Annotated in this window: 13 protein-coding genes; 7 read left to right on the forward strand and 6 right to left on the reverse strand. The window is 47.2% G+C overall.

Annotated features, from left to right (window positions below):
* Nucleotides 1-110 precede the first annotated feature (110 nt).
* Entirely contained in the window at nt 111-1,529 is a 1,419-nt protein-coding gene (locus ACYVAM_RS23270; RefSeq protein ID WP_461071531.1) for a vanadium-dependent haloperoxidase, read from the forward strand.
* A 73-nt stretch (nt 1,530-1,602) separates the two neighbouring features.
* On the opposite strand, the gene ACYVAM_RS23275 is transcribed toward ACYVAM_RS23270, so the two are convergent.
* The 3 genes from ACYVAM_RS23275 to ACYVAM_RS23285 all read right to left on the reverse strand — a co-directional run bounded on the left by ACYVAM_RS23275 (nt 1,603) and on the right by ACYVAM_RS23285 (nt 4,737).
* A complete protein-coding gene (locus ACYVAM_RS23275; RefSeq protein ID WP_461071533.1) occupies nt 1,603-3,495 on the reverse strand; it encodes an amidophosphoribosyltransferase in 1,893 nt (630 codons plus the stop codon).
* 105 nt (nt 3,496-3,600) lie between these two features.
* Nucleotides 3,601-4,242 (reverse strand): phosphatase PAP2 family protein, encoded by a 642-nt coding sequence (locus ACYVAM_RS23280; RefSeq protein WP_461071535.1) that lies wholly within the window; start codon nt 4,240-4,242, stop codon nt 3,601-3,603.
* Between the two features lie 18 nt (nt 4,243-4,260).
* The gene (locus tag ACYVAM_RS23285; protein WP_461071537.1) at nt 4,261-4,737 is read right to left on the reverse strand and encodes a gliding motility lipoprotein GldH; all 477 of its coding nucleotides are present in this window, start codon (nt 4,735-4,737) and stop codon (nt 4,261-4,263) included.
* Between the two features lie 109 nt (nt 4,738-4,846).
* Between ACYVAM_RS23285 and ACYVAM_RS23290 the strand changes: the two genes are divergently transcribed.
* Together ACYVAM_RS23290 and ACYVAM_RS23295 are read left to right on the forward strand one after the other, a co-directional pair.
* Nucleotides 4,847-5,206 carry a BlaI/MecI/CopY family transcriptional regulator gene (locus tag ACYVAM_RS23290; RefSeq protein WP_461071539.1) on the forward strand — a complete coding sequence of 120 codons (360 nt, stop codon included), beginning with the start codon at nt 4,847-4,849 and terminating at the stop codon, nt 5,204-5,206.
* Between the two features lie 75 nt (nt 5,207-5,281).
* Nucleotides 5,282-7,015, forward strand: coding sequence for a M56 family metallopeptidase (locus tag ACYVAM_RS23295; RefSeq protein WP_461071541.1), 1,734 nt, complete (start codon nt 5,282-5,284; stop codon nt 7,013-7,015).
* 158 nt (nt 7,016-7,173) lie between these two features.
* Here ACYVAM_RS23295 and ACYVAM_RS23300 read toward each other — a convergent pair whose 3' ends face one another.
* The 3 genes from ACYVAM_RS23300 to recQ all read right to left on the reverse strand — a co-directional run bounded on the left by ACYVAM_RS23300 (nt 7,174) and on the right by recQ (nt 12,048).
* A complete protein-coding gene (locus tag ACYVAM_RS23300; RefSeq protein ID WP_461071543.1) occupies nt 7,174-8,370 on the reverse strand; it encodes a PSP1 domain-containing protein in 1,197 nt (398 codons plus the stop codon).
* Between the two features lie 97 nt (nt 8,371-8,467).
* On the reverse strand, nt 8,468-9,754 hold the full coding sequence (purD, locus tag ACYVAM_RS23305; protein WP_461071545.1) for a phosphoribosylamine--glycine ligase: 1,287 nt from the start codon (nt 9,752-9,754) through the stop codon (nt 8,468-8,470).
* An 83-nt stretch (nt 9,755-9,837) separates the two neighbouring features.
* A complete protein-coding gene (recQ, locus tag ACYVAM_RS23310) occupies nt 9,838-12,048 on the reverse strand; it encodes a DNA helicase RecQ (RefSeq protein WP_461071547.1) in 2,211 nt (736 codons plus the stop codon).
* A gap of 107 nt (nt 12,049-12,155) precedes the next feature.
* Between recQ and ACYVAM_RS23315 the strand changes: the two genes are divergently transcribed.
* From ACYVAM_RS23315 to ACYVAM_RS23330, 4 genes are all read left to right on the forward strand, one after another.
* Nucleotides 12,156-13,124 (forward strand): KpsF/GutQ family sugar-phosphate isomerase, encoded by a 969-nt coding sequence (locus ACYVAM_RS23315; RefSeq protein ID WP_461071549.1) that lies wholly within the window; start codon nt 12,156-12,158, stop codon nt 13,122-13,124.
* 352 nt (nt 13,125-13,476) lie between these two features.
* Complete coding sequence (locus tag ACYVAM_RS23320; protein WP_046577103.1) at nt 13,477-13,992, forward strand: RNA polymerase sigma factor; 516 nt, start codon at nt 13,477-13,479, stop codon at nt 13,990-13,992.
* 362 nt (nt 13,993-14,354) lie between these two features.
* Entirely contained in the window at nt 14,355-15,827 is a 1,473-nt protein-coding gene (locus ACYVAM_RS23325) for a phytoene desaturase family protein (protein ID WP_461071551.1), read from the forward strand.
* A 133-nt stretch (nt 15,828-15,960) separates the two neighbouring features.
* A complete protein-coding gene (locus ACYVAM_RS23330; RefSeq protein WP_461071553.1) occupies nt 15,961-16,797 on the forward strand; it encodes a phytoene/squalene synthase family protein in 837 nt (278 codons plus the stop codon).
* Nucleotides 16,798-16,809: the final 12 nt, after the last annotated feature.

Genomic DNA, 16,809 nt, shown 5'->3' on the forward strand with positions numbered 1-16,809 from the left:
GTTACTCAGGAAGCATTCATCAGACTAATTTATTCTGGCAGCGTTTTTGCTACCCGTCATTATTGAGACTTAGCCCCCTATAAAATGACACGATTTTTTTACCGTAATCAATGATGAATGTATCTTTCCCTACCGTAGCCCATAAACCCTCGTCTATACCAACAAGTACCTACCAAAGTCGTCTGGGCTTGTTAGCCAGCCTGCTGCTGCTTGCATTCTTGCAAGCCTGCCGTGTTCAACCCGACCCAGACCCTGTAGGCACACCAGGTGGTAAAGCAGCTGACCAGTATACAGGCGATGTAGCAACTCAATGGGCCGCCTTACAACTTAAACTAACCAAATCGACGGCTGGCTTCACTCCTCCAGTAGCCTCACGAGCCTATGGCTACGCAGGCATAGCTATGTATGAAGCTGTCGTTCCCGGCATGCCATCGGGCAAGTCACTTGTCGGGCAGTTACAGGGGCTTACAACTCTACCTCAAGCTGAATCAGGACAAACGTACAACTGGGCGCTGAGTGCCAATGCAGCCGAGGCCGCTATGCTACGAAGCCTGTATACAACCACAAGCGCGGCCAACAAAACGACGATTGATTCGCTGGAAACAGCCCTGCAAACCATGTTCAAAGAAACGGATGAAAGCGTGAATCAACGCTCCGCTGAATTTGGAAAAAAGATTGCAGCTGCCCTGTTCGAGTGGTCAAAAACCGACGGGGGCGATGCTGGCTACTCCCGCAATTTTCCGACAAGTTATAGTGTACCAACGGGGGCTGGTCTGTGGCAACCTACCGAGAACGGTCAAAAAATACCAATGCAACCTTATTGGGGAAGAAATCGAACGTTTGTTAAAGCTAACGACGAACTACCCATGCCGAAACCGCTACCCTATTCCACCGATGCAAAGTCGGCTACGTTTGCCCAGTACTTCGACGTGTATACCAAATCTAAAAACTTAACCCAAACCGAAAAGGAAATTGCCGTTTGGTGGGCTGATAACCCGGCGGAAACCTTTACACCACCGGGCCACTCGTATAGCCTTGCCCGTATTGCGGCCCTATCAACCAAAGCCACGCTGGCTAAAGCAGCCGAGACGTTTGCCCGTACGGGCATTTCAATCGCTGACGCTTTTACCTTGTGCTGGCGCTGTAAGTATGTCTATAACAACATTCGGCCTTACACCTATATCCGACTGGCTATTGACCCAGGCTGGACAGCTTTCTGGCCTGCTCCTCCTTTTCCGGGTTTTCCATCGGGACATGCTACGCAATCGTCATCGGCGGCTACAGTGCTGACTGCTTTATATGGGGAGAACTTTGCCTTCACGGATGATTCGCACGTTGGCCGGGCCAAAGACACCCAGCGTAATATCGAGTTTAAAGCCCGCTCGTTCACATCCTTCACCCAGGCAGCACAGGAATCAGCGGACTCTCGTTTTTATGGTAATATCCACACCCGTCAGGATAACGAAACCGGCCTCACAGAAGGCAAAAAAATAGGCGCCAATGTGAATGCGCTGGCCTGGCAGAAATAGCGTCAATACCAAAACAAAGCAGGGCTTCCGAAAACTAGTCTCAGAAGCCCTGTTTTATTTTGGTATTGACGGCTTAATATGCTCTCACCAATTTGCCTTCCATAAAGTTCACAAAGGCTTTATTTACAACAACGTTGCCACCAGGCGTTGGATAATTACCTGTAAAATACCAGTCGCCGGAGTGATTAGGACAAGCTTTGTGCAGGTTCTCAACCGTTTGATACACAACGGCTACCTCGGCATTGAGATCGGCGGGTGTGATGATCTGCGCTACCTTCTTCGATAACTCTTCGTGGCTGAACGGTTCAAAAAGAGCCTTTACGTAATTCTGATTCGAGGCATTACCCGTTTCTATAGCGGCTACGCACTGCCCGTAGACTTCGTCCAGCAGTTCTTCCTGCCCTCTGTCCCGAAGAAGTTCAAGGGCAGCCCGGAATCCGATAAACTCTTTGAATTTCGACATATCGATGCCGTAACAATCCGGAAAACGAATTTGTGGAGCCGACGACACGATAATAATTTTCTTAGGACCCAGGCGGTCCAGCATACGAAGAATACTCTTTTCCAGCGTTGTCCCCCGTACGATAGAGTCGTCGACAACGACTACATTGTCTTTCCCTTTCTTAATAACTTCAAAGGTGGTATCGTACACGTGCGACACCATGTCATCGCGCTGGGAATCGTCCGTAATGAACGTCCGTAGTTTCACATCCTTGGCAACCAGCTTTTCGATACGTGGCCGAAAAGAGAGTACCCGGTCCAGTTCTTCCTCGAAAAGAATGCCATCCATAATGGCTTTTTTGCGCTGCTTGGCCAGGTGATCTTCCAGGCCTTCGACCATCCCGAAGAATGCCGTTTCTGCCGTATTTGGAATGTAGGAGAAAACGGTGTTTTCGAGGTCGTAATCTATTTCCTTGAGAATCTGCGGAATGAGCAGTTTTCCCAGTGTTTTGCGTTCGTTATAAATATCGGGATCAGTGGCCCGTGAGAAGTAAATCCGCTCAAAACTGCATGATTTCTTTTCGATTGGCTTCACGAACTCCTGCTCCATGTATTCACCATATTTGTCGATGATGAGGGCATGTCCGGGTTTTACCTCCTGAATGGCGCTATAATCGACGTTGAAGGCTGTTTTGATCGCTGGCTTTTCCGATGCCACAACAACTACTTCATCATCAGCATAGTAATATGCCGGGCGAATACCAGCCGGGTCGCGGGCAACAAAGGCGGCCCCATAGCCCGTCATACCAACCATGGCATAGCCCCCGTCAAAATCGCGGCACGACCGATGCAGGACGCGTTGCATATCGAGGTTATCTTCAATAATATCCGACAGATCGGGGTTTTCATAAATACCCTTGAACCGCTCGAATACGCGTTGGTTCTCTTCATCCAAGAAGTGGCCAATCTTCTCCATCACCGTTACGGTGTCAACCTTATCCTTCGGATGCTGACCCAGTGAAACGAGTTTATCGAACAACTCGTCAACATTGGTCATGTTGAAGTTACCCGCCACAACCAGATTCCGGCTACGCCAGTTGCTTTGGCGCAGCATGGGGTGACAGTTTTCGATTTCGTTGGCGCCGTGTGTACCATAACGTAGGTGGCCCATCCATACTTCGCCCGTAAAAGCAATGTTTTCCTGGAGCCATTTAGCGTCTTTGGCCTTGTCCTTATTGCCTTTGAGCGCCTTCCGAAATTTCTTGTTAACTTTTTCGAAGATATCCGTTACAGGACGCTGATCAACGGATCGGTAGCGGCTGATATAGCGATGACCAGCGGGGACATCGAGTTTGATATTGGCAATCCCGGCTCCGTCCTGGCCGCGATTGACCTGCTTTTCCATGAGCAGGTAGAGTTTGTTGGCTCCGTAGAGCGCTGTTCCGTACTTATCAATGTAATATTGGTACGGTTTGCGTAGCCTAATTAGGGCAATACCGCACTCATGTTTGATGGCGTCGCTCATGAGAGAGTTTTCGAAGCTCGTTGATTTATGTAGTACTGGGTTAACGGCACGGCCTGGGCAATGGTTCGGCAGTGCCCTGAACAAATGTAATCAAAAAAAGATAAGCTAATTCCCTTTTAAAGGGTTCGGTTGTATAGCCCAGCGGCTCATTAGCACATAAATGATGACCGAGGAAAGGGTGCCTACCAGCGAGCCAGCGAAAACATCTTCAACAAAATGTTGAAATAAATAGACCCGCGAATACCCCGCTAAAATCCCTAAAAATAGCCATATCCAGCCCCGACTCTTCTTCTGATCCAGAAAAGCCAGCAGCCCAAACATGGCAAAAGCAGTAGTCGTATGGCCCGACGGAAAGCTGTTATAGCTGTGAATATCCAGGCCCTCAATTACGTGATATTGAAAGGTGGAGTGTTCAAAATATTTAAGCGGTCGGGGTGATCCATCGAAGACAATTTTCTTTAAAAACTCCGATGTGAGTGATGATAAGGCAAAACTGGCGAACGCCATCAGCCCAATCCGCCAGTTGACCAGGACGAGAAGCAGAAGACAAACAGCGATAAAAAAGGCACCATCGCCCACATAAGTGATGTACGGAAAAATTAAGTCGGCCAGTGGGCTGTTACGGCTGTTGACCCACTGCATTAGCTGCTCTTGTGAGTAAACGACCTGCCAAGTGCCAAACAAGATTAACACGAAAGCGTAAGGAACGAAAAAGAACCGGTTCTTCCGGAACAGATCAACTACCATTAGAAGCACAAAATCAGGTTAATGAGCCGGAGCCGCCTTTTCAACGGTGATGCCCACGCTCATAATATTCAGCAAAGGATCCTGCCGCATGTATTGCTTAAGCTGCATGGTGTATTTGCCCGGCTTGGGAAAATGATAATTACGCTTCATTAAAAATTTATGGTCGAAGAGGTCGCCAAGACCATTACCATTGGGCTTACCGGTTTTGGGATCCATCAGAATCAGTTCGTCCAGCCGGGATTCAATTTCCTTCCCGTTGGCATCGCGCAGATAACGGGTTAGATACAGATTATAATACCCGTAGGAAAGACTGTTTCTGAGATTGTAATAAATATTGTAGGGTTGTGTTGCATCCGTGATCTCGAATGTGAATGAGGGGGCATTTTTAATATACCACTTTCCATCCTCGATATCCGTGTATTCTTTATAGACCGCATTTGTATCGCAACTGCCCATTAACAAGGCCAGACACAGCAGTAATCCCAATTGTTTCATATACATCACTAAATAGTTTGCAAAGCTACGACGGGGCGGCTGGCTTTTCAAACGACAAAAAACTACTTAACTAGTTTGAAAACGAGATGAATAGTTTTAGCTTTGTTTTATGGAAAAGTTAACCGCCAAAGAAGAAGAAGTCATGCAGGTGCTCTGGAAGATGGAGCAAGGCTATGTGAAAGACATGGTCCCGCAGTTTACCAACCCTCCGTTGCATTACAACACCGTTTCGACTATTGTTCGTAACCTCGAAGAAAAAGGATACATAGGCCATAAAGCGTATGGCAACACCCACGAGTACTATCCGATTATTAGTAAGGAGGCTTACCAGAATCGGTTTGTACTGACCAAAGTAGTTGATGAGTATTTCGATAACTCCTACAAGAATCTGGTTAGCTACTTCGCAAAAAACGAAAAGATTTCGGCCGATGAGTTACGGGAAATTCTGGCTATGATCGAGAAAAAATAGGCAGCTTCGTCCCGGACAGACGTCCGGTTTAATTTTTTGTAAAACCGGACGTCTGTCCAGGATACGTTATCCACTATGGAAACTTTGCGCTATGTCGTGTTAGTCAATGGCCTGCTGGCCGTGGTAAGCGTTGCCTTTTACTTATTGCTTCGGCGCGAAACGTTTTTCGCTGCCAACCGGCTGGCGCTCTGGCTCGGTATAGCCGGCAGCCTGCTACTCCCTCTACTTGACTTGCCCGACTGGCGACCTCAACCCATACGCGCGGCCATGCAACAAACGGCTCAGGTCATTGTGCCGGAAATAGTACTTAGCCAACCCGATTCGCAACCAGAAGTAACGATTACCTTTCCAAATCAACAGACGTTTCAAGCCTTTCAACCACAGAAAAAACGCGTTGTCTGGTCGTGGCAAATGGGCCTGTTTGTTCTCTACATCGCCGGAACTCTCTTTTTATTGATTCGTTTTGGCGTCCAGTTGGCCTCGCTTAGAAAACTCATCCGTCAATCGGCGCATGAGCCCTACAACGACTTTGTGCTGGTACATACTGAATCGATCACCTCACCCTTCTCGTTTTTCAACTGGGTCGTCTTGAACCCAGACCAGCACTCATTTGATGAGTTGGAGCAGATTCTCCGCCACGAGCGCGTCCATGTACGGGAGCGCCATAGTATCGATATGCTGCTCGCAGAAGTGCTCTGTATCGTTTTCTGGTTCAATCCGGCCGTTTATTTATTCCGTCATTTGCTTCACCAAACCCTCGAATTCAGTGCCGACCGCGCCGTGCTGGCCGAAGGCATTGACGCCAGAGCATATCAATACAATCTTCTCAAAGTGAGTTTGTCGGCGGGAAAACTGGCATTCACCAATCGCTTCAGCGGCCCATCCCTGCGCCAACGCGTTGGCATGATCAATAGCCAACCCTCCGGACCAATGGCCTGGTGGCGGTATGCAGTTTGGCTGCTCTTGATATGCACCACTATTCTGGCCTGTCAACACGAACGTAATCAGACGTTTGGCCTTTCCAATAAACCATTCTCGTCAAAAGGCCTTCCTGCTATCAGCCCGGCACGAGCCATGGTTGCTAACTTAGAGGATAAAGGTACCTGGTATCGCCATATGGCCCTGTACCGGGAAAAGTATGGCACACAGATCATCGAAAGTAAACCCGTTATACTACAGCTAAAGGGAAATCAGTTCGTGTTGCCCGATGACTATAAATATGAGTCGGCAGTAAATATCGATGGGAAAGAGGTTCCGGTCGACGAATTAACCAGGTTATCTCCGGAGTTTGTCCGAGAATTATTTGTGATGCACCAGTGGGAAAATAGAGCCAACGCCGACAAACAGGCGAAACCTTATCAGATATTTATTGAAACAAGCTCAAAACCTGTTCGATTCGATGGCAAGCGAAAGCAGTTTTTTACGCTATTACAGGCGGCTGCCCTGTCTAAATATCCATTAGGAGAATCGTTCTCCTTCAACATGAATCAACTGCTCGAAGCGACTTTTTTTCGTAACAAAAATGCGCTTGTCGAACGGACTAAAAACGAACACCTTAGCGTGTATGAAGACTACGCCAATGCCGTAGAAATTGAAATAAACCACTTACCGGCAACGATTGCCGATGTCAAGACGATTCATGTTCGGGAAGTTGCCCGTCTCTACACAAAGGAGCGCCCTTATATCGACTGGTTCCGCGCTGACAACCCCCTCCCCCGTTTTCAGTTGTCCATCGAAACGGCCCCCAAACGGGCCAAGCGGGATAGTAGTTATTACGTTTTCAGCCCATTCTATACCGGCGATTTCTAAGGCTGATGTGGTGTCAGATGCATACATCTGACAGGTGAGGTTACTCAAAACCTCGTTTCATGGCTTCGGTTTTGAGTAACCGACGGCACACACATCATGTGTCAACACGAATAACCTATCAACAAAAAACCCTGATCTGACCAGACCAGGGTTTTTCTTTATGCTTTACCATTCGGCGCAGGTCGGGGAGAACTACCCTCCGGACCGCGTGATTTCTTTTTCTTCTTTTTGTTAGCACCCGTCCGAGCGGTGTATTTGGCATCAAGTTTTTGCAGGTCACTGTTCAGAGCCGCTGCTGTAACAGGCTCTTTGGCACCAATGGGTGTCAGCACATCGAACGATTCGGGGATAATCCCATTTTTGTTCAACTCAACAATTTCCAGGACACGGTTGATCGGTAACGGATACCAGGTACTCTCGGCTCCGTAGCCAAACCACATGAGTTTACGAAAGATATCGGTCTTTTGTAAATAAGCCCGTCCTTTCTGCGTTTCCAGCGGTTTCTCAATCGTTGGAATATCCCGCAACGCATCCATGTAGGTATCTAATTCGTAGTTCAGACAGCATTTTAGCCGCCCACATTGCCCCGACAGCTTAGCTGGGTTCAGCGACAGGTTCTGGTACCGGGCCGCCGATGTGGCAATGTTTTTAAAGTCGGTCAGCCAGGTCGAACAGCACAGTTCGCGGCCACAGGAACCAATACCGCCCAGCCGGCCAGCTTCCTGACGAAGGCTGATCTGCCGCATTTCGATTCGGGCTTTAAATTCACTGGCCAGCATTTTGATCAGCTCCCGAAAATCAACCCGCTCTTCAGACGAGTAGTAAAATGTTGCTTTGGTGTTGTCCGATTGAAATTCGACATCGGACAGCTTCATATTGAGCTTTAGCTCACGTGAAATTTCGCGGGAGCGATACAGCGCAGGGAGATCGCGCAGAACAGCCTGTTCGTGGCGTTCCATATCTTTCGGCGTCGCAATTCGATGAATGACCTTAGTATCGTCGTTGATTTTGACAGCCCGCTTTTTCACCTGGAGCCGTACTAACTCGCCTTGCAGCGATACGGCGCCGATATGAAAACCCGATTGCATTTCAACGACTACGTAATCGCCCGTTGTGAGATCCAGCTGATGAACGTTTCGATAATATTCTTTGCGTCCACCTTTAAATTTCACTTCAACCACGTCATATCGCAGACCTGGCATCGCAATGTCACTTAGCCAGTCGAAAGAATTCAATTTGTTGCAGCCTCCACTGCTACACCCTCCGCTACCGCATCCGGTAGTGGCTGTTTTCTCGCCGTCGGATGCCCCACGCTGGGTTCCACACCCACCGGTTGCACAAGATTTGCAGGACATATATATATAGTTATGAAGTCGTAACGTCATACCGTTGTAAAGCTTTACCCAACTGGATAACTCGACAACTTTACAACGCTGTAACGCTCTAACTTCGTTAATCGGAGTACCGAATCAGGTCGAGCCCAATGTCTTTTCGGTACTGTTTCCCGTCAAATTGTACCATCCGGGCCGCTTCCTGCGACTTCCGAACAGCGTTTTCAAGCGAGTTGGCCTGTGCCGTAATAGCCAGTACCCGTCCGCCATTGGTCAACACGTGACCGTCTTTTTGCAGCGTTCCGGCATGGAACGCCATTATATCGTCTAAACGCTCCAGTTCCGAAATCAGTTTACCCGTTTCATACTCGGCGGGATATCCGCCCGATACCAGCATCGTTGTTACCGCCGTTTGGGAAGACACCTGAATAGCCACCTGATCCAGGGTTCCCTCCGCGGCCGCCATCATCAGTTCAGCGAAATCGCTCTGAATGCGGGGCAATACGACTTCGGTTTCCGGATCGCCCATCCGAGCGTTGTATTCAATTACGTAAGGCTCACTGTTCACTTTCATCAATCCTATGAAAATGAACCCTTTATAAACAATTCCCTCCTGTTGTAAACCCGCCAGCGTAGGCTTGACAACTTTATCTTCAACTTTCTGCAAAAACGACTTGTTGGCAAATACGACTGGCGAAACAGCCCCCATACCACCCGTATTTGGTCCGGTATCGCCATCCCCAATGCGCTTGTAATCTTTTGCCTCGGGCAAAATTTTATACCCCGTTCCATCAGCCAGCACAAAAACCGACAGTTCAATTCCCCGCAAGAATTGTTCCACCACCACTTTGCTGCCCGCTTCGCCAAACTTCTGCCCATCGAGCATGTCCCGAAGAGCTGTTTGAGCCTCCGCCAGGGTTTCAGCAATAATTACGCCCTTGCCGGCCGCCAACCCATCGGCTTTAATAACAATCGGTAAGGCGTGGCTCTCCAGGTAATTGAGTCCTTCCTGAAGAGTATCCGCCGTAAACGTTTGCGACGCTGCCGTCGGAATACCATACCGAAGCATGAACTGCTTGGAAAAGTCCTTACTACCTTCTAGCTGCGCCCCATTCGCATCGGGGCCAACAATGCGCAGGTCAGACAAGCCATCTTGTTTATGCAGGTAATCAACAATTCCTTTTACCAATGGCTCCTCTGGGCCAACGATAACCAAATCAATTTTTTTATCCCGGACAGCGTCAGCGATAGCCGGAAAGTCATTATAACTAATGGGCAAGTTGGTGGCTACCTGTGCAGTTCCGGCATTACCCGGTGCAACAAATACGGTATCACATAATGGGCTTTGCGTTAATTTCCAGGCAAAGGCATGTTCGCGCCCACCCGACCCTAGTATTAGTATATTCATAAATAATGATGAATGATAAATGATGAACGATAAATGAAGGCCAGCATAGGATAGCTCATCAGGTATCATTCATCATTCATCATTTAGTTAGCTACTTCCGACAGGAATTTTATGCGCATCAGGCGCAGGTCTTGTTCGGTGAAATCGTCGCCCCCAAATTCACGTAACGCTACGGCGATGTTATCGCTTTCGGCCCGCATGAAATACTCGAAAATTTCGTCCTGCCGGTCTTCATCCATTACCTGATTTATGTAGTAATCGAGGTTTAGTCGTGTACCCGAGTAACAGATGTGTTCAATCTCTTCCATCAAGTCTTCCATGGTTAGCGACTTCGATTCGGCAATTTCATCGAGGTCTACCTTCCGGTCGATCTGCTGGATAATAAAAATCTTGACTTTCGATTTATTAACGGTCGACTTGATGACGACATCTTTTGCCGTTTCTATTTCGTTGTCTTCAACGTATTTCGTAATAAGGTCGATGAACTGCCGTCCAAATTTCTGAACCTTACCCATCCCGACTCCATTGATCTGCGCCATTTCTTCGCGCGTGGTCGGGTAGGTTGTCGCCATCTCTTCCATGGATGTTTCCTGGAAAATAACATAAGGCGGAAGGTTTTTTTCTTTGGCAATTCGTTTCCTGAGGGCTTTCAGCAACCCGAGCAGTTCTTCATCGTAGGCAACGCCCCCCGATGCTGGCGACGAGTCTTTATCTTCGTCTTCTTTTATATCCGTACCCTGCTGCTCATAATCGTGATCCTTCGTCAATGTGATTGGGTAAGGATCTTCAATATAATTCAGGCCGCGCTGGGACAGTCTCAGAATACCATAATTATCGACATCCTTTTCGAGATAGCCGTAAATCGTAATCTGTTTAATCAGCGAGCACCAGAAATTGCAGTCGTCATTAAACTCCAGCCCCTTGCCATAAACGGCCAGACGGTCGTGCTCATAACTCGTTACGTATTGATTTCCCGTAGCCGTCAATACATCGGCTAAGTGGGCCACATCGAAACGCTGATCCGTTTGCAGAACCGTTTGGAGTGCCAGAACTACTTCGTGCTGGGCCTTGAATTTCTCCGGCGATTTCAGACAGTTGTCACAGAAACCGCAGTCCTTTTCCATATACTCGCCAAAATAGCCAAGCAACTGCCGACGGCGACAAACGCCGAGGTTTGCGTAGGAGACCATTTCTGAGAGTAAATGTTTGGCATTATCGCGTTCGGTAACGGGTTTGTCTTTATTGAATTTTTCGAGCTTGACAATATCGTCGTAGCTGTAAAACATCAGGCAATTACCTTCCAGTCCGTCGCGCCCGGCCCGGCCCGTTTCCTGATAATACCCTTCGAGCGACTTGGGTGCATCGTAGTGAATAACAAACCGTACATCGGGCTTGTCGATACCCATACCAAACGCAATGGTTGCACAAATGACGTCGGCGTCTTCGTTCAGGAACGCATCCTGGTTATTCATCCGCGTTTGGGGATCCAAACCGGCATGATAAGGCAATGCTTTTACATCATTCACGCGCAGAAGTTCGGCAATCTCTTCAACCGTCTTCCGACTGAGGCAATAGATGATGCCTGACTTCCCTTTGTTTTGTTTGATGTATTTAATGAGTTGCTTTTTAGCATCGACCTTCGGCCTGATTTCGTAATATAGGTTTTTTCGATTGAAGGATGTCTTGTATAAGTTAGCATCTTCCATCTGCAGGTTTTTCTGAATATCCTGCTGCACTTTTGGCGTAGCGGTCGCGGTTAGGGCTATGACCGGCAAGTTGCCAATATTATCAACGATGCCGCGAATTTTACGGTACTCAGGTCTGAAATCATGTCCCCATTCTGAAATACAGTGTGCCTCGTCGATGGCCACGAATGAGATATTGGCTTTCTTCAAAAAATCCAAATTCTCTTCTTTAGTCAACGACTCAGGAGCGATATATAACAGCTTGAGTGAACTATTGAGCGTGTCCTTTTTAACCTTGTTCATCTCCGCCTTGGAGAGCGTCGAGTTAAGGAATTGCGCGTTAATACCGAACGCGTTTAGCTGATCGACCTGATTCTTCATCAGGGCAATCAGGGGCGAAATAACAACGGCGGTGCCTTCACTCACAATAGCAGGGAGCTGATAGCACAACGATTTCCCGGCTCCGGTGGGCATAATAACGAAGGTATTTCGCCCTGCCAGGATGCTATAAATAATGGCTTCCTGTTCGCCCCGAAACTGGCTATACCCAAAAATTTCTTTTAGCCGCTCTTTAAGAGTTGAATGGACCGACTGATCAACCTGCATCATTCTACAAATCGTACAAAAGTTACTTTACTCAATATGCTTGCCGTATCTTTGCTATATAAAGTTAGCGAATATACGTACCAATCACTTCCAGATTATCAAACCTGACGTTGAAAGTAATAAAAAATCCTAAGACTATCGCCCGTTCGGTTTTGTTGGCCGAAGCCGAAGCAATTCGAAATGCCGTTGATTTACTCGATGATCAATTCGATGCTGCCGTTGAAACCATACTAAGTAGTTCGGGCAGGCTGGTTATAACGGGGGTGGGGAAAAGCGCACTCATCGGTCAGAAAATCGTGGCTACCATGAACTCAACGGGAACACCGTCCCTGTTTATGCACGCGGCCGATGCTATCCACGGCGACTTGGGTATGATTCAGGTAAATGACGTGGTTATGCTGATTTCGAAAAGCGGTAATACCGCCGAAATAAAAGTGCTCGTCCCTTTGTTAAAGCGAACTGGTGTTCGCTTAATTGCCCTTGTGAGTTCCCGCGATTCGTATCTGGCCCAGCAGGCCGATCATGTGTTGCATGCCTATGCCGAAATCGAGGCCGATCCACTTAATTTGGCTCCCACTACCAGTACAACAGTGGCTCTGGCCATTGGCGATGCACTAGCCGTTAGTTTACTGGAAGTTCGTGGTTTTACGCGTCAGGATTTTGCCCGCTATCATCCGGGTGGGTCGCTTGGCAAACGATTATATTTACGGGTCGCGGATATTTTTCCACACAATCAATGTCCACAAGTTGTGCTCACAACGCCGGTAAGAGACGTCATCTTTACGATTTCAGCGAATCGGCTGGGTGCCACGGCCGTAGTCGATGAAAATGGCAAGTTAAGAGGCATTGTTACCGATGGCGATATTCGCCGGATGGCCTATGATCACGCTTCTTTCTGGGAGCTTTGCGCGCAGGATGTAATGACGCCAACGCCTGTTTGCGTAAATCCTGATGAATATGCCGCAGCGGCTTTACAATTGATGCAGGAACGTGACGTTTCGCAACTTGTGGTGTCTGAAGCAGATCAAGTGCTGGGTTTCATACACTTGCATGATTTGCTTAGAGAGGGTCTTGTTTAACCGTTTACCGATTTATATAGGTATTGCTGGCTGCAGAATCCGGATGATCCTGAACAGAAATCGGCAGAGCCTGCATCTCTGCCGATTTCTGTTTAATGCCAGAACGTAAACGTTAAACAAAATCCACAGTGTGGATTCCCCACAATGGGGGAAATATTCCACACTCCACAATAAGTGAGGATTATTCGTAGGTGTACTGGCACAATTTTAATCATTAACAAGTTTTTGATTTACAGACACTTACACCAATTGCTCAACTGATTGACCTTTAAAGAAAAAAGACTGGTTTCGTTTTTGTCTAATGGTTATGTGTATTTGATTCAATAGATTCAACAGAAAAACTTAAACAGCCATGACCGCTCTCGAATTTACTAACCATATTGGCAAAGTGTCTAAATCGTTGCGTCCGTTTGCCCTACGTTTGACAAAAGATGTTGAAGATGCAAACGACTTATTACAAGATACATTATTGAAGGCATTTACTAATCGTGATAAATACACGGATGGGACTAATTTGAAAGCCTGGTTATATACAATCATGAAGAATACGTTCATCACCAACTACCAACGCATGGTGCGGAAAAATACCTTCATTGACACAACTGACAATTTGCATTACATCAATTCTATCGAGAGCAGTACTGATAATATCGCTTATTCTTCATTCGCACAGGATGATATAAACCGGGCGGTGAATGGTCTGGACGACACCTATAAAACTCCATTTATGATGCATTTCCGGGGTTTTAAATACCACGAAATTGCAGCAAAACTAAATATCCCTATTGGCACCGTGAAGAATCGGATTCACATTGCCCGCAAGGAACTGAAGGGTCAACTGAAAGTTTACGCATATTTTAACGCCTAAGCGATACTTTTTAAAAGTAAGTCGTCTAAGGTTTATTGATTGAGTAGTTTTTGGTTAAAAAAGAGGAAGGTTCGAAAAGTTGGGTAGTTTCTACCCAACTTTTTTCTTTTTATAACCTCCTGATTGACAGAGGCTACCCACGTTAAATGAAGGCAAAAGTGCCACTAATTCTACAAGTTTGGAATCAGTAAATCTTCTCAATTCGAGTTGCTGTTTCCTCTGTTTCCTCCTCCCCATCCTTGAAATTGACATGGTCATTGTGTAGATAAGAGCCCGTTGATTAGAAATTTTAGATAGTTTAGCCTAAACAAATTTCTTCATCAAGCACTTTTTTAAGCTCTTACCTACTCATTTCACCCTCAATGCCCAAACGAGTTCTTGTTATAGGAGCCGGGTTTGCCGGGCTGGCGGCAGCCACAAGCCTGGCCGATAAAGGCTACGACGTTACTATCCTTGAAAAAAATGACATGCCTGGCGGCCGAGCCCGCGTTTTTGAGGCAGATGGCTTCACCTTCGACATGGGGCCAAGCTGGTACTGGATGCCCGATGTATTCGAAACGTATTTCGCCCGCTTTGGTAAAAAACCGGCTGATTATTACAACCTCGTTCGTCTTGACCCTTCATACACTGTCGTTTTCGGGCCCGACGAAGCGGTGAATCTCCCTGCCGGGCTGGATAAGCTGGAAGCCCTCTTTGAACAAATAGAACCCGGAAGCGGTCTCAAACTACGGGAATTTTTGAAGCAGGCTGCCTACAAGTATGACGTAGGTATGAATAAATTCGTCTGGAAGCCAAGCCGGTCTGTTTCCGAATTTATCAGTCTCAAACTACTGTATGACGTTACCCGCCTGGATGTATTCAAATCGTTTGCCAGCCATGCGCGTAAGTTTTTTACCAATCCGCGCTTACTTGAAATCATTGAATTTCCGGTTCTGTTTCTGGGTGCCACACCCGCCAACACGCCCGCGATGTACAGCCTGATGAACTATGCCGAAATGGCATTGGGAACCTGGTACCCGATGGGTGGCATGCACGAAATTGTGAAAGCGATGGTTAGCCTGGCTGAAGAAAAAGGTGTTAAGATTTTACTGAATCAGACGGTTCAGAAAATTGATATACTCAAAAACAAAGCTCGGCGTGTGGTGACGGCTGATGGTATTTTTGAGGTAGATGCCGTTGTTGCCGGGGCCGATTATCATCATGTAGAAACAAGTTTGGTTACGCCAGAAAATAGAAATTACGATGACGCTTACTGGAACACGCGCGTCATGGCTCCCTCCTCGCTGTTGTACTATCTGGGCATCAACAAACGCGTACCAAACCTGAAGCACCATACGCTCTTCTTCGATGAGGACTTCAAACTTCACGCCCAGGAGATTTACGAAACGCCCCGCTGGCCATCCAAACCCTTATTTTATGCGTCGGCCCCCTCAAAAACGGACCCTGGCGTTGCACCGGAAGGGTGCGAGAATTTGTTTTTGCTGATCCCTGTTGCACCCGACCTCACGGATGATGAGTCAACCCGCGACTATTATTTTGACATGATCATGGATCGGCTCGAAGCGTATGTTGGTGAAGACATCCGTAGCCATATCATCTTTAAGCGTAGTTATGCCCATCGTGATTTTAAACAGGATTATAATGCGTTTCGTGGAAACGCCTATGGCCTCGCGAACACCTTACGCCAAACGGCATTACTGAAGCCATCCCTGAAGAACAAACGGGTTAACAACTTGTTTTACACCGGTCAACTCACCGTACCAGGTCCAGGTGTGCCTCCTTCCCTCATCTCAGGGCTAGTGGTAGCCGATGAAGTGGCCAAAGAGATTACTTAATACCGGCGATGTGCCACTAGGTCCGGCGCAGTGGAGTAGCCATATAATTCACCTGACTTCTTGTAACTTACGCCGTTTACTAGTTTTCACTTGTTTATTCCTAACCTCAAAAACTACCATACGCTCAATTTTTATGATGGCATTGTTCAACAAAACCGCACTGGAATGCAGTAAGCTAATTACGGAGCATTACAGTACGTCATTTACGTTAGGCATTAAAACGCTTGACCGTAAATTTCACTTGCCGATTTATGCTATCTATGGATTTGTTCGATACGCTGATGAGATTGTGGACACCTTCCACGACTACGATAAAAAGACGTTGCTTCTGCGCTTTAAACACGATACTTACCAGGCCATCGAAGAAGGTATTAGTCTGAATCCTGTGTTGCAATCTTTCCAGTTAGTTGTGGGTCAGTATAAGATCGAACACGAACTGATCGAAGCTTTTTTAAAAAGTATGGAAATGGATTTATACTGCCAGGACTATGACGCTGATGGCTATAACGAATATATATATGGCTCTGCGGAAGTGGTTGGCCTTATGTGCTTACGGGTTTTCTGCGAGGGTGATTTAGCGGAGTTCGATCGCCTGCGGGCATCGGCCCGCAAGCTTGGCTCTGCCTTCCAAAAAGTAAATTTCCTGCGCGATTTAAAAAGCGATTTTGTCGATCGGGGCCGTACTTACTTCCCCGGTGTCGATTTCAACGATTTCGGGCGCGATGCTAAGCAACTCATCGAAGCTGACATTCAGCGCGACTTCGACGAAGCGTATATTGGCATCATGAACCTGCCGCGTGGAGCCAGAATGGGCGTTTATCTGGCTTACATTTACTATCAAACCTTATTCAATAAGATTAAACAGTTATCCGCCACGCGCATTCAGACTGAACGGGTCAGAGTACCTAATCCACAGAAATTTGCGCTACTGGCCCAAACTTATCTGAAATATCGGCTGAATGTGCTCTAATACGTGGCCTTC

The sequence above is a fragment of the Spirosoma horti genome (genome assembly GCF_054776595.1).